Consider the following 13,154-nt stretch of genomic DNA (forward strand, 5'->3'; position numbering starts at 1 on the left):
CTGAGAAGGTGGAGGGCGCCCGGCGCGACGAGGCGGAGATCCTCGCCGAGGCCAAGGTCGAGCCCAAGATCGAATCCAGGGCCGAGGCCGCGGGGGCTGCCGACGAGGCCGGCCCCGCCCAGGAGGCCGCTCGCCAGGCCAGGGCCGAGGCGATCGCCGCCGGCCGGACCCTGCGCCACGAGCCGGGCCGCTACGTCAACCGCGAATTGTCCTGGCTGCAATTCAACCGCCGGGTGCTGGAAGAGGCGTCGAATGCCGGTCATCCGCTGCTCGAGCAATTGCGGTTCCTGTCGATCTCGGCCAACAACCTCGACGAGTTCTTCATGGTGCGGGTCGCCGGCCTGCACGACCAGGTCCGCGCCGGGCTGACCGCGCCCTCCGCCGACGGGCTCTCCCCGGCCGAGCAGCTCGCCCGCATCGACGCCGAGGTCACCGGCCTCGCCCGCGACCAGCAGCGGCGGTGGAGCGAGCTGCGCCAGGAACTGCATCTCAACGGCATCGACCTCGTCGAGGCGATGGGCCTCTCGGCCGAGGAGGCGGCCTGGCTCGAGGATTACTTCCTCCAGCACATCTTCCCGGTGCTGACGCCGCTCGCCATCGACCCGGCCCATCCGTTTCCGTTCATCCCGAATCTCGGCTCGACCATCGCGCTGACCCTGGTGCGGCCGCGTGACGCGCGGGTGCAGCGGGCGCTGATCCGCCTGCCCTCGATCATCGACCGCTTCGTGCGCCTGCCCGACCTCGGCCATACCGGCACCGCCCGGTTCATCGCCATCGAGCAGGTGATCGTGCTGTTCACCGGCCGACTTTTTCCGGGCTACCTGGTGAAGGGCCAGGGCGGCTTCCGGGTCGTGCGCGATTCCGATCTCGAGATCGAGGAGGAGGCCGAGGATCTGGTGCGCCACTTCGAGACGGCGCTGAAGCAGCGCCGCCGCGGCGTGGTGATCCGCCTCGAAATCGACGGGACCATGCCGGAGGACCTGCGCACCTTCGTGGCCGACGAGCTGGAGATCGCCAACGACGCGGTGTTCGTGGTCGACGGGATGCTGGCCCTCAACGAACTCTCGCAGATCGTCGGGATCGACCGGCCCGACCTGAAGTTCAAGCCCTACAACCCGCGCTTCCCCGAGCGCATCCGCGAGAGCGGCGGCGATTGCTTCGCGGCGATCCGCCAGAAGGACTTCATCGTCCACCACCCCTACGAGTCCTTCGACGCGGTGGTGCAGTTCCTGTCGCAGGCCGCCCGCGACCCGAACGTGGTGGCGATCAAGCAGACGCTCTACCGCACCTCCTCCAACTCGCCGATCGTCGCCGCTTTGGCGGAAGCCGCCGAGGCCGGCAAGTCGGTGACGGCGCTGGTCGAGCTGAAGGCGCGCTTCGACGAGGAGGCCAATATCCGCTGGGCCCGCAACCTCGAGAAGGCCGGTGCGCAAGTGGTCTTCGGCTTCATCGAGCTGAAGACCCACGCCAAGCTCTCGATGGTGGTGCGCCGCGAGGGCGACCGCCTGGTGAGCTATTGCCATGTCGGCACCGGCAACTATCACCCGATCACCGCCCGGATCTACACCGACCTGTCGTTCTTCACCGCCGACCCGGTGATCGGCCGCGACGTCTCGCGGATCTTCAACTTCATCACCGGCTATGCCGAGCCGGCGGAGCTGGAGCGGATGGCGGTCTCGCCGCTGACCCTGAAGGCGCGGCTGCTCGAGCACATCGCCGAGGAAATCGCCCACGCGAAGGCCGGGCGCCCGGCGGCGATCTGGATCAAGTGCAACTCGCTGGTCGACACCCAGATCATCGACGCGCTCTACGACGCCAGCGAGGCCGGCGTCGCGATCGATTGCGTGGTGCGCGGCATCTGCTGCCTGCGGCCCGGCGTGCCGGGCCTGTCGGAGAACATCCGGGTCAAGTCGATCGTCGGGCGGTTCCTGGAGCACGGCCGGGTCTACGCCTTCGGCAACGGCGTCGGGCTGCCCCACCCCAAGGCGCGGGTCTACATCTCGTCGGCGGATCTGATGAGCCGCAACCTCGACCGCCGCGTCGAGGCGATGCTGCCGATCCTCAACCCCACCGTGCACCAGCAGGTGCTCGACCAGATCATGATGGCGAATCTCCTCGACAACCAGCAGAGCTGGCGTGTACTGGCCTCCGGTGCGAGCGAGCGGATCGAACCCGCCGAGGGCGAGGAACCCTTCAACGCGCATCGGTATTTCATGACCAACCCGAGCCTGTCGGGGCGCGGGAAGGCATCGAAGAAGTCGAGTCCGCGCGCCCTGAGCCGGCGCGCCCAGCACACCTGACGCGAGGCCCAGGCCGATCCCGGGGGCCCGCTCGTCGGGCGTTGCTCCCGTCATGAGGACCTGGATGGGCCTGGATCGTACCGCCCTGAACGAAGCCGCGCTCGCTCGGATCGAGCCCGGCACTCCCGTCGCCATCATCGATATCGGGTCGAACTCAGTCCGGTTGGTCGCCTATTCGGGCATCAGCCGGGCACCGACGCCGCTCTACAACGAGAAGGTCCTGTGCGGCCTCGGCCGCAACGTGCTGACCACCGGCCGCCTCAACGAGGAGGCGGTGCGCCGCGCCCTCCAGGCTCTGGCCCGGTTCCGGGTCCTATGCGACGCGATGCATGTCGGCCAGGTCTTCGTGCTCGCGACCGCCGCCGCCCGCGACGCCGAGAACGGCCCGGCCTTCCTGGAAGCGGCCCAAGCCGCCTGCGGCCAGCCGATCGAGCTGCTCACCGGCCGGCGCGAGGCGGAGCTGTCGGCCTACGGCGTCATCTCGGGCTTCCACGCGCCGGACGGCGTGGTGGGCGATCTCGGCGGCGGCAGCCTCGAACTCGTCGATGTGCGCGGCTCGGCGGTCGGCAGCGGCGTGACCATGCCCCTCGGCGGCCTCGCGCTCCAGGACCTCAGCGGCGGCTCGCTCAAGAAGGCCCGCAAGATCGCGGCGGAAGCCCTGAAGAAGGCGGCCCCCCAGCTCGATACCCTCAAGGGCCGCACCTTCTATGCCGTCGGCGGCACCTGGCGGGCGCTCGCCCGCCTGCACCAGGCGGCGCGGGACTACCGCCTGCACGTGATGCACGGCTACGCCATCGAGCCGAACGACGAGCTGTCCTTCCTCCAGGTCGTCGAGCAATCCGAGGCCGCGACCCTCGCCGCGGTCGAGAGCGTGTCGGAGGCGCGCCGGCCCCTGCTGGCCTACGGCGCGGTGGTGCTCGAGGAGGTGATCCGCTCCGGGCGCCCGCGGGAGATCGCGATCTCGGCCACCGGCGTGCGCGAGGGCCTGCTCTACGAGAAGCTCGACGCCGCCGCCCGCGCCCGCGACCCCCTGCTGCTCGCCGCCGCCGAGCTGAACCGCCTGCGCTGCCGCAGCCCCGGCCACGGCCCTGAATTGCAGGCCTGGACCGACGCCTTCATGGCCAGCCTGTCGACGCCGGAGACCGCCGACGAGCGCCGGCTGCGCCACGCCGCCTGCCTTCTGGCCGACGTCAACTGGCGCACCCATCCGGATTACCGCGGCGAGCAGAGCCTCAACGTCATCGCCCACGCCTCCTTCGTGGGCATCGACCATCCGGGCCGGGCCTATCTGGCCGTGGCGGTGTTCTTCCGGCACGAGGGCGTCGCCCCCGAGAAGGCGAGCCCGCTCCTGCGCCAGCTCGCCGGCCCGCGGCTGTTCGAGCAGGCACGGCTGCTCGGCGCCCTCCTGCGCGTCGCCTTCCCGGTCTCGGTGGCGATGGAGGGCATCCTGCCCCGCACCCCGCTGGCGATGCGCGACGGCGCCATCGTCCTGACCCTGCCGCACGATCTGCGCGACCTCGCCAGCGACCGCCTGTCGAACCGCCTGCGCGGCCTCGGGCGGCTCCTCGGGGCGGAGGCGCGGATCGCGATCGAGGAGTAGGAGGATCACGGGGTTCCGGCCGGCGGGAGATTTCGGCTACGGTCCGGCATCCTCTCCGCCGAGCCCGGACCTCATGGACCAGACCCCTTCGCCGGCCCCGATCGCCATCGACGATTTTGTGAAGCTCGACGTGCGGGTCGGCACGATCGTCGAGGCGGCGCCGATCCCGGAGGCGCGCCGTCCGGCCTACCGTCTCGTCATCGATCTCGGGCCGGCGATCGGCTTGAAGAAATCCTCCGCCCAGGTGACGGTGCACTACACGCCCGACACCCTGATCGGCCGGCAGGTGCTCTGCGTCGTCAACCTGCCGCCGCGCCAGGTCGGCCCGGTGCGCTCCGAGGTGCTGACCCTCGGCGTGCCCGATGCGGACGGCGCGGTGGTGCTGATCGCGCCCGAGCGGCCGGTGCCGAATGGCGGGCGGCTGTACTGACCTTCAGGAGATCGACCACACCATGACCTCCAGCCACGGCCCCCATTCCAGCCATGGTCCCTTGCGGGTCGGCATCGGCGGCCCGGTCGGGTCGGGCAAGACCGCCTTGATGGAGGGCCTGTGCAAGGCCCTGCGCGAGCGCTACGACCTCTGCGCCATCACCAACGACATCTACACCAAGGAGGATGCGCGCCTCCTCACCGTGGCCGGCGCCTTGCCGGAAGAGCGCATCATGGGCGTCGAGACCGGCGGCTGCCCGCATACCGCGATCCGCGAGGATGCCTCGATCAACCTCGCGGCGGTGGCGGAGATGCGCCGGCGCTTCCCCGCCCTCGACCTGGTGCTGCTCGAATCCGGCGGCGACAACCTGGCCGCCACCTTCTCGCCGGAACTCGCCGACCTGACGATCTACGTCATCGACGTGGCGGGCGGGGAAAAGATCCCGCGCAAAGGGGGCCCGGGCATCACCCGCTCGGACCTGCTCGTCATCAACAAGACCGATCTCGCGCCCCTCGTCGGCGCCGATCTCGGGGTGATGGAGGAGGACACCAAGCGCATGCGGGGCACGCGCCCCTATGTCTTCGCGTCCTTGCGCCACGGCGACGGCGTCGAGGCGGTGGCCCGGTTCGTGGTGGAGGCCGGGGGGCTGTAGGTGCGCCTCACGACACGCCCGGTCACTGCCCTGTCTCGCTGCGGCGGCGTCGCCCCGGCGGGGGTGTCGTGAGGGACCTCAGGTGCTCCTCGATTTGCTGCACTGGCTCCTTCTCCCAGCATCGCTCCCGGCGCGGCGCCTCGGCTATGCCGGCGACAGCGTGCGGCTCGCCGCACGGTCCCGGCGCTGCCGCGCCGCCTGGGCGCCGCACCTCGCCGCGGCGAAGGAGGTGGTGCGGGCGGCGATGCGGGACCTGCCCCGGCGCGACACCGTCGTGGTGCTGGGATCCGGCCTCCTCGACGACGTGCCGATCGACGATCTGGCCGCGTGTTTCCGGCGGGTGGTGCTGGTCGATGCGGTGCATCCCTGGCGGGGCCGCTGGCGGGCGCGGCGCCATTCCACCGTGTCGCGCCTCATCCACGACCTGAGCGGCACCCAGGACCTGCTGCTGGGCCGAGGACAGGCATTCGGGGCGATGCTGCCGCCCGTCTGCCGGGAGGCCGACCTCGTGGTCTCGGCCAACCTCCTGTCGCAATTGCCGATCCTGCCGGTCGCCCGGCTCGAGGCGGCGGGCCGGCTCGGGCCCTGGACGGACCCGGAGGCGTTCGGGCGCCGCATCGTGGCCGCCCATCTCGACGCCCTGGCGGATCTCCCGGCCCGGATCTGCCTCGTCACCGACCGCAACGAGACCGAGGAAGATCGGGACGGGCGGGTGCTGGATCGGTTCGACCTCCTGTATGGCGTCGATCCGGGGCCGGCGGCGCGCGCGTGGGACTGGGTCCTGGCGCCGTTCGGCGAGGAGGCGCGGGACCGGCGGGTGGTGCACCGTGTGGCGGCCTGGCCGGATTGGTGGCCGGTGGCATGACGTGCGGGCATGACGGCGTGGGGCCGGCGCGGCTTCGCGCCGGCCGGTGAGGCGTCTACGGTCCTGCTCCGGTGGATGGGGAGGAACGCGACGATGACCCGGGACAGCGACCCGGACGAGGCCCATTGGCGACGCAACCTCGCGGTCTGCGTCTTCGGCTCGTTCACCACCATCGTGGCGATGACGCTGCTGCTTCCGTTCCTGCCGCTCTACGTCGAGGAGCTGGGAGTCCGGGACCAGGCCGCGATCGTGCAATGGTCCGGCGTCGCGTTCGGGGCGACCTTCTTCAGCGCCGCCCTGGTGGCGCCGCTCTGGGGGCGGCTGGCCGACCTCTATGGCCGCAAGCTGATGCTGATCCGGGCCAGCCTCGGCATGGCGGTGGCCATGTCGCTGATCGGGCTCGCCGGCAACGTCTGGCAGCTCGTCGGCCTGCGGCTGCTCGCGGGTTTGCTCGGCGGCTACGCCTCGGGCTCGACCGTGCTGGTGGCGACGCAGACGCCGAAGGACCGCTCGGCCTGGGCGCTCGGCACGCTCGCCTCCGGCATCATGGCCGGCAACCTCGTCGGCCCCCTGCTCGGCGGGGTGCTGCCGCCGCTGATCGGCATCCGGGCGACGTTCTTCGCCGCCGGCGCGGTGATCTTCGTCGCCTTCCTGGCAACCCTGTTCCTGATCCGCGAGGCGCCGCGCCCGCCGCGCTCCGCCCGGAGCGGCGGCGGCTTCGCCAGCATCCCGGACAAGCGCCCGGCGCTGGCCATGCTGGCGACCGGCATGCTGCTGATGCTGGCGGTGATGTCGGTCGAGCCGATCATCACCGTCTACGTCGCCGAGCTGACCCCCGATCCGGCCCGCGTCACCCTGGTGGCCGGGCTCGCGATGTCGGCGACCGCGTTGGGCAGCATCCTGTCGGCGCCGCGGCTCGGGCGCCTCGCCGACCGGATCGGTCCCTGGACCGTCATCACCGGGAGCCTGACCGTCTCGGCGCTGCTCCTGGTGCCGCAGGCCCTGGTGACGAGCGAGTGGGCGCTCGTGGCCTTGCGCTTCCTGATGGGGCTGGCCCTGGGCGGGCTCCTGCCCTGCATCGCCAGCGTGATCCGCCATTCGGTGCCCGATCGGGTGGCCGGAACGATGCTGGGCTATTCCACCTCGTCGCAATATGTCGGGCAGGTGGTGGGGCCGCTGATGGGCGGCTTCGTCGGCGGGCATGTCGGCATGCGGGCGGTCTTCCTCGGCACGGCCGTCCTGATGGCGCTGGGGGCCGCCGGGACCGCCCTGGCGCGACCGAAGGGGATGAGAGCGTGAGCGAATCCGGGTTCAAGCGGCGGATGATCGAGATCGGCGACCCGTCCGGCGGGCGCCTCGCCGCCCTGGAATTCGGGCCGGCCGAGCACCCCCTCGCGGCGCTCCTGCTGCACGCCAACGGCTTCAACGCCCGCACCTATCGCAGCCTGCTCGCGCCGCTCTCGGACCTGCACGTCCTGGCCTACGACCATCGCGGCCATGGCGGCACCACCCTGCCGGCGGAGCCCGAGGGACGCACCGACTGGCAGGACGTCACCGGCGACCTGATCGCGCTCCTCGACCGGCTCGCGTCACCGCCCCTGGTGCTGATCGGCCACTCGATGGGCGGCACCGCCGCACTGCTCGCCGCCGCCGAGCGGCCGGAGCGGGTGCGCCGCCTCGTGCTCCTCGATCCGGTGATCCAGCCGCCCGAGCGCCGCGGCGAGGGCCATGCCGGCCTCGCCGAGGGCGCCCTGCGGCGGCGCAGCCACTTCCCGTCCCGGGAGGCGGCGCTCGCCGCCTATCGGGGGCGCGGCGCGTTCCGCACCTGGCCGGAGGCGCCGCTCGCCGATTACGTGGCGGACGGCTTTCACGAGGCTGAGGACGGCGTGACCCTCGCCTGCACCGGGGCCTGGGAGGCGTCGAGCTACAGGGCCCAGGGGCATGACCCCTGGGCGGCGCTCGCCCGCCTGTCCTGCCCGGTGGAGATCCTGCGGGCGGAAACCGGCAGTACCTGCGCGCTGGCGGAGAGCGCCGGCTCGGTGAGCGTCGAGACGGTGCCGGGCACCACCCACTTCCTGCCCTTCGAGGCGCCCGACCGGATCCGGGCCGCGATCCGGCGCGCCTTCGCCTGATCCGAAGGGGAGGCGCCCGTTCACGCCTGTCGGGGGCGCACAACTCCGCGCCTCACCCTCCCTTGACCGCGCCCGCCGTCAGCCCGGCGACGATCTGGCGCTGGGCGAACACCGTCAGCACCAGCACCGGCAGGGTGACGATGAGCGCCGCGGCGGCGAGCGGGCCCCAGCTCAACTGGTCGAACGAGATCATGTTGTAGACCGCGACCGGCAGCGTCCGGGTCTCGCGCCCGGCGAGCACGATGCCGAAGACGAAGTTGTTCCAGGAGAAGATCACCGCCAGGATCATCGCCACGGCGATGCCGGGCTTGGCGATCGGCAGCGCCACGTAGCGAAACACCTGCCAGCGGCTGGCGCCGTCGATGACGGCGGCCTCCTCCAGTTCGAGCGGCGTGGTCTCGAAATAGCCGATCATGATCCAGATCACGATCGGCACCGTGACGACGAGGTGGATGATGATCTGCGGCCACAGCGTGCCGAGGAGCCCGAGCCACTGGAACAGCAGGAAGAGCGGGATCAGGTAGGACAGGCCCGGCGTGATGCGCGCCACCAGGATCACCACCGCGGCCTTGGCGGCCTTCATCCGGGCGATGCCGTAGCCCGCCGGCACCCCGACGAGGAGGGCCAGCAGCGTCGCCGTGCCGGTGACCAGCAGGCTGTTGACGAAGTAGGTCGAGAACCGATTCGATTCGAGGACGTCGGTGTAGTTCTTCCAGGCGAAGCGCTCGGGAATCAGCACCGGCGGATAGGCGGCATTGTCGATCTCGTACTTGACCGAGAGCGACAGCATCCAGACGAAGAACAGGATCACCGGCGAGACGATGACCAGGACGGCGAAGAGCAGGGCGGCCTGCTTGAGGAGCCAGCGCCAGTTCACGGCACCGCTCCCTGCGTCCGCTTGCGGACCACCAGAAGGGCGGCGGCGAGCGCGATGATGAGCAGGAAGAACACCACGGCGATCGCCGAACCGTAGCCGACGTCGTAGTAGGCGAAGGCGACGCTGTAGAGGTAGATGTTGATCGTCTCCGAGGCGGTGCCGGGCCCGCCTTGCGTGATCGCGAAGATGATGTCGAAGCTCTTCACCGCGTCGATCATCCGGATCATCGCGGCGACGAACAGGAACGGGGCCACCAGCGGCAGGGTGATGTGGCGGAACATCTGCCAGATCGAGGCGCCGTCGATCTGCGCGCTCTCATAAGGCTCGGTCGGGAGCGCCGCGAGGCCGCCGAGCACGATCAGCATGACGAGCGGCGTCCATTGCCAGGTCTCGACCAGCACCAGCGACGGGATCACGGTCGCCGGGTGGAAGACCCAGAGCTGGGCCGGGATGCCGACCAGCGACAGGAGATAGTTCAGCACCCCGAGCTGGGGGTGGAACATCATGGTCCAGACGAGGGCAATCGCGACCGGCGTCGCCATCATCGGCAGGATGAACACGCCGCGCAGGAAGCCGCGCAACGGGAATTTGGCGTGAAACACGCAGGCCGCCACCGTGCCGAGGATGAGCGGCAGCACCACCGACAGCGCGGTATAGGCCAGGGTCTGCCACACCGCGTCGAGGAAGCGCGGATCGGTCGGCAACCGCGCATAATTCGACAGGCCGACGAAGGCCGGCGCCGCGCCGACCTTCCATTCGTGCAGGCTCATCCACAGGGTGAAGGCCCAAGGGAAGACGATCACCCCGACGACCACGACGAGGGCCGGCACCACGAAGGGCCAGTAGCCCGGCGGGCGCCAGCGGGAGACGGGCGCGGCCTCGTCGGCCGATGACAGGTCGTCCGCGGGCGATGCGAGGCCGGCCCGCGCCATCACGCCTTCTCGCTGCGTTCGAGGATCGGCCGGTACTGCTCGGCCGCCTTCTTCAGCTCCGCCGCCGGGTCGGCGCCCGACAGGGTGGCGGTGACCGCGGAGCCGACGATGTCGCGGAACTCCGCCACCGGCACCACGACGGGTAAGCCGAGCTTGCTGATCTTGGCCGAGCCGATCACCGAATCGAGCCACTCGCGCGGCATCTTCACGCCCTGCTGCACCTCGGCGTCGCTGAGGATCGAATCGCGGAACGGCACGCCGCCGCCGGCCTGGAGCAGGCGGGCGCCCATCACCTTCGAGACCGCCCATTGGCAGTAGAGGTAGCCCGCCTCCTTCTTGGGGCTGGCCGCCGCGACGCCGATGCCGTCGCCATAGGTCGCGGCGGCGTGGTCCTTCGGCCCCTTCGGCACCACGGCATAGCCGACCTTGCCGACGACCCGCGAGGCGTTGGGATCTTCGAGCGGCGGCGCCCAGCCGACGCCGTCGAGCCACATCGCCGCCCGCCCTTGCGTGAAGGCCGCCATCGACTCCATCCAGTTGAAGCCGACGACGCCGGGGGGCGCGGTCTTGGTCAAGAGGCGCTGGTAGAGCTTCGTCGCCTCGACGGCTTCCGGGCCGTCGATCAGCAGGTTGCCCTTGTCGTCGAGGAAGCGGCCGCCATAGGCGAGGAAGAACGCCCCCCAGAGCGCCATGTTGGCGTTGCGCAGGCCCCGTCCGACGAAGCCGTAGGTGCCGGCCTTCGGGTCGGTCAGGGTCTCGGCCGCCCGCATCATGTCGTCGAAGGTCTCGGGGTAGGCGACGTTCTTCTTCTGGAACAGCTCCTTGTTCCAGTACAGGATGAAGTAGTCGACCGACATCGGCAGCGAGCGCATCTCGCCGTTCGGCGTCTTGGGGGTTGGGGCTTTGGCGTATTGCAGCCCGGCGGAACTGAAATCGGCCTCCTTCAGGGAGGACTCGGTCAGGTTCGGGTCCTTCATGAACCCGGAGAGGTCGGCGAGCCAGCCGGCCTTGTCGAACTGGCGCTTCTGCACGTGGTAGCTCAGATGCACCACGTCGAAGCTCGGCCGGCCGGAGGTCAGCTCGATGACGATCTTCTGGCGCTGCTGCTGCTCGGGGATCACCTCGGAGGAGACCTTGATCCCGGTCAGCGCCGTGAACTCGGCGGCGCTGCGGTGGAGGAGGTCGCCCCGCGGCCCCTTGATGAGGTTGACCTCCAGGGTCGTGCCGGCATGGCGCTTCCAGTCCATGGCGGCGAAGGCCGGCCGAATGCCCAGGGACCCTGTGCCGATCACGCCGAGTCCGGCCGCGGCGGCGCCGGATGCCAGGAGGCTGCGACGGCTCAGGCCGCCGCGAAAAGTCTCGCCCATCGTTTCCTGCCCTTATGGATCCGCCCGGATCTGGTGTCCGGGCTTGGTCGTGGCGGGGCCGGTTTTTCGGTCCCCGTCGTGCCGCTCCACCGTTGGCGTCGCGAAGCGGCAGCGCTGCCGCGAGCCTAGTGCAAGACGCGCGGCCGTGGGAAGCGGCGCGCCGCGCAGGCCCCGAAATAATCCCGTGCGGCGGCTACGCCGCGTGGAGATCGAGCGTCAGGGCGAAGCAGGCCCCCGTGGTTCCCGACACCGCAAGCTCGCCGCCGAGCTGGCGGGCGAGGCCGTGGATCACCCGCATGCCGAGACTGCGGCGCGCGGCCCCCGTATCGAACCCCTCCGGCAAGCCGACGCCGTCATCCGAGACGCTGAGGCGGACCCGGCCCTCGCCGGCAGGCTCGGCTGCCACCCGCACCGGGCCGTGTCCGCCCGGATAGGCGTACTTGACCGCGTTGGTGACCAATTCGTTGACGAACAGCCCCAGCGGGATCGCGAGGTCGGCCGGGATCGGCATGGCGGGGGCCTCGCAGCTGATGGCGTGGCCGGGTGCGCTCTCGCGCAGCTTCTCGCACAGGGAACCGAGGAAGCCCGACAGTTCCACGGCCGCAAGGTCGGGCTGGCGCCAGAGCTGGTCATGCACCTGCGCCACCGCCTCGACCCGCGAGCGGGCATCTGCCAGCGCGTCGCGGGCCTGCTGGTCCTCGGTGGTGCGGGCCTGGAGCGAGAGCAGGCCCGCCACGGTGGCGAGGCTGTTCTTGACCCGGTGGCTCATCTCGCGGGTGAGCAGCTCCTGCCGGTCGAGGGCGGCCTGGAGCCGGGCCTCCGAGCGCTGGCGCTCGATGGCGCCGCCGAGCAGGTTGGCGAAGCCCTGCATGAAGGCGATGTCGGCCTCGTCGAACTGGCCCTCGCGGGTGTCGTCGACCTCCAGCACGCCGAAATCGCCCTCGCGGTTGCGGATCAGCACGTTCAGCGCCCGGCGCACGCCGTGATCGGCCATCAGCTGCGGCGTGCGGAAGCGGTGCTCGTTCTCGAGGTGATTCGAGATCACCGGCTGCCCGGTCTTGAGGGCGTAGCCGGCCGGCGAGGCGAGATCGGCCCCGACCACCGCCTTCCCGACCACGTTCGGCCCCCAGCCGATGCCCGCGATGACCAGCAGCGTGTCGTGGCCGGGCTTGTATTCCAGCGCCTTGCAGAACTGCGCCGACATGCCCTCGGCGCAGAGTTCGGTCGCGCGTTGCAGCAGCCGGCCGAGATCGTCGGCGCGCAGAGCCTCGACGCCGAACTCGGACAGGATCTTCTGCTGCTTGAGGCGGTAATCGAGATCCGAACGGCTGAGCTCCGCCATCGTCTGGTATCCTGTCCTTTCCCTGCGCGAGAGGCGGGGTCGGTGCTTGGGGCCGAGGCCGGCCGCAGGGCCGGAGCAGGGCTCCCGAGTGGGGCCATGTCTGCCGGAGCGGGTCAAGCACGCAGGAGGATCGATCCAGGATGCCGCACGGCGCCTTGCCCGGGCGCCCTCTTCCATCCGGTCGGTGGTACCAGACCCTTCGTCCGGGCGCGGCCCTGTCAGGCCATGGCGAAACGGCCTATATGAGAGGGGTCCGTGCACACGACAGCAGGAGTGCGGATCCGTGCTGCGCCTCGTCGCCCTCGGCATCATCCTCACCGCCGCCGCGACGATCCTGGTCGCGCTCGTGCGGTCGCCGCCCCTGCGGGCGCAGCAGGAGGAGGGCCAGTGCCGTCCGCCCCTCAAGTTCGCGGCCGGCGCCTGCGTCGCGCAATGCCCGGCCGGCTACGAGGATCGCGGCCGGGTCTGCATCTTCCGCAGCCTGTCGCGCTGACGGGGCGGGCCGCCGGTCCGGCATCCGGCTCACCTCCGCGCCGATGCGCGAGGCACCCGCGGGAGAACCGCCGGAGCTCCGAACGACGACGGCGCCGGCCCCTCGCGGAACCGGCGCCGTCTTGCGCGTCGAACCGTTCGAGGCTCAGAGCGGCCGCTTCAGCG

At 70.8% G+C, this 13,154-nt stretch carries 12 protein-coding genes; 8 read left to right on the plus strand and 4 right to left on the minus strand.

Annotated elements, in window-relative coordinates; all coding sequences use genetic code 11:
- Window positions 1–68: 68 nt before the first annotated feature.
- The 7 genes from VP06_RS02010 to VP06_RS02040 all read left to right on the plus strand — a co-directional run bounded on the left by VP06_RS02010 (window position 69) and on the right by VP06_RS02040 (window position 7,979).
- Window positions 69–2,300, plus strand: coding sequence for an RNA degradosome polyphosphate kinase (locus VP06_RS02010; protein ID WP_245291012.1), 2,232 nt, complete (start codon window positions 69–71; stop codon window positions 2,298–2,300).
- A 64-nt stretch (window positions 2,301–2,364) separates the two neighbouring features.
- Window positions 2,365–3,900: an exopolyphosphatase gene (gene ppx, locus VP06_RS02015; RefSeq protein WP_048462161.1), complete on the plus strand. Its 1,536-nt coding sequence runs from the start codon at window positions 2,365–2,367 to the stop codon at window positions 3,898–3,900.
- 73 nt (window positions 3,901–3,973) lie between these two features.
- Window positions 3,974–4,330, plus strand: a complete 357-nt coding sequence (locus VP06_RS02020; RefSeq protein ID WP_048462162.1) for a tRNA-binding protein — start codon at window positions 3,974–3,976, stop codon at window positions 4,328–4,330.
- A 22-nt stretch (window positions 4,331–4,352) separates the two neighbouring features.
- Window positions 4,353–4,982, plus strand: a complete 630-nt coding sequence (gene ureG, locus VP06_RS02025) for an urease accessory protein UreG (RefSeq protein WP_048462163.1) — start codon at window positions 4,353–4,355, stop codon at window positions 4,980–4,982.
- Window positions 4,983–5,064: 82 nt separating this feature from the next.
- Window positions 5,065–5,847: a hypothetical protein gene (locus VP06_RS02030; RefSeq protein ID WP_048462164.1), complete on the plus strand. Its 783-nt coding sequence runs from the start codon at window positions 5,065–5,067 to the stop codon at window positions 5,845–5,847.
- Window positions 5,848–5,940: 93 nt separating this feature from the next.
- A complete protein-coding gene (locus tag VP06_RS02035) occupies window positions 5,941–7,146 on the plus strand; it encodes an MFS transporter (protein ID WP_082167105.1) in 1,206 nt (401 codons plus the stop codon).
- Window positions 7,143–7,979, plus strand: coding sequence for an alpha/beta fold hydrolase (locus VP06_RS02040; protein WP_245291011.1), 837 nt, complete (start codon window positions 7,143–7,145; stop codon window positions 7,977–7,979). The genes VP06_RS02035 and VP06_RS02040 overlap by 4 nt, the downstream gene beginning before the upstream one ends.
- A 52-nt stretch (window positions 7,980–8,031) precedes the next feature.
- Here VP06_RS02040 and VP06_RS02045 read toward each other — a convergent pair whose 3' ends face one another.
- The 4 genes from VP06_RS02045 to VP06_RS02060 all read right to left on the minus strand — a co-directional run bounded on the left by VP06_RS02045 (window position 8,032) and on the right by VP06_RS02060 (window position 12,497).
- A complete protein-coding gene (locus tag VP06_RS02045) occupies window positions 8,032–8,856 on the minus strand; it encodes a carbohydrate ABC transporter permease (protein ID WP_048462165.1) in 825 nt (274 codons plus the stop codon).
- Window positions 8,853–9,788, minus strand: coding sequence for a carbohydrate ABC transporter permease (locus VP06_RS02050; RefSeq protein WP_048462166.1), 936 nt, complete (start codon window positions 9,786–9,788; stop codon window positions 8,853–8,855). The genes VP06_RS02045 and VP06_RS02050 overlap by 4 nt, the downstream gene beginning before the upstream one ends.
- Entirely contained in the window at window positions 9,788–11,155 is a 1,368-nt protein-coding gene (locus VP06_RS02055) for an ABC transporter substrate-binding protein (RefSeq protein ID WP_048462167.1), read from the minus strand. Before VP06_RS02055 ends, VP06_RS02050 begins: the two co-directional genes overlap by 1 nt.
- Window positions 11,156–11,348: 193 nt before the next feature.
- Window positions 11,349–12,497 (minus strand): sensor histidine kinase, encoded by a 1,149-nt coding sequence (locus VP06_RS02060; RefSeq protein ID WP_048462168.1) that lies wholly within the window; start codon window positions 12,495–12,497, stop codon window positions 11,349–11,351.
- 283 nt (window positions 12,498–12,780) lie between these two features.
- On the opposite strand from VP06_RS02060, the gene VP06_RS02065 reads away from it, so the two are divergent.
- Window positions 12,781–12,990, plus strand: coding sequence for a hypothetical protein (locus VP06_RS02065; protein WP_053081492.1), 210 nt, complete (start codon window positions 12,781–12,783; stop codon window positions 12,988–12,990).
- Window positions 12,991–13,154: the final 164 nt, after the last annotated feature.

Source organism: Methylobacterium aquaticum, assembly GCF_001043915.1.
Lineage (GTDB): Bacteria > Pseudomonadota > Alphaproteobacteria > Rhizobiales > Beijerinckiaceae > Methylobacterium > Methylobacterium aquaticum.

Bases quoted from the DNA above. Each gene is read 5' to 3' on its own strand.
- VP06_RS02020 (WP_048462162.1), top strand. From the start codon at position 3,974: ATGGACCAGACCCCTTCGCCGGCCCCGATCGCCATCGACGATTTTGTG.
- VP06_RS02050 (WP_048462166.1), bottom strand. From the start codon at position 9,788: ATGGCGCGGGCCGGCCTCGCATCGCCCGCGGACGACCTGTCATCGGCC.
- VP06_RS02035 (WP_082167105.1), top strand. From the start codon at position 5,941: ATGACCCGGGACAGCGACCCGGACGAGGCCCATTGGCGACGCAACCTC.
- VP06_RS02055 (WP_048462167.1), bottom strand. From the start codon at position 11,155: ATGGGCGAGACTTTTCGCGGCGGCCTGAGCCGTCGCAGCCTCCTGGCA.
- ppx (WP_048462161.1), top strand. From the start codon at position 2,365: ATGGGCCTGGATCGTACCGCCCTGAACGAAGCCGCGCTCGCTCGGATC.
- VP06_RS02060 (WP_048462168.1), bottom strand. From the start codon at position 12,497: ATGGCGGAGCTCAGCCGTTCGGATCTCGATTACCGCCTCAAGCAGCAG.
- ureG (WP_048462163.1), top strand. From the start codon at position 4,353: ATGACCTCCAGCCACGGCCCCCATTCCAGCCATGGTCCCTTGCGGGTC.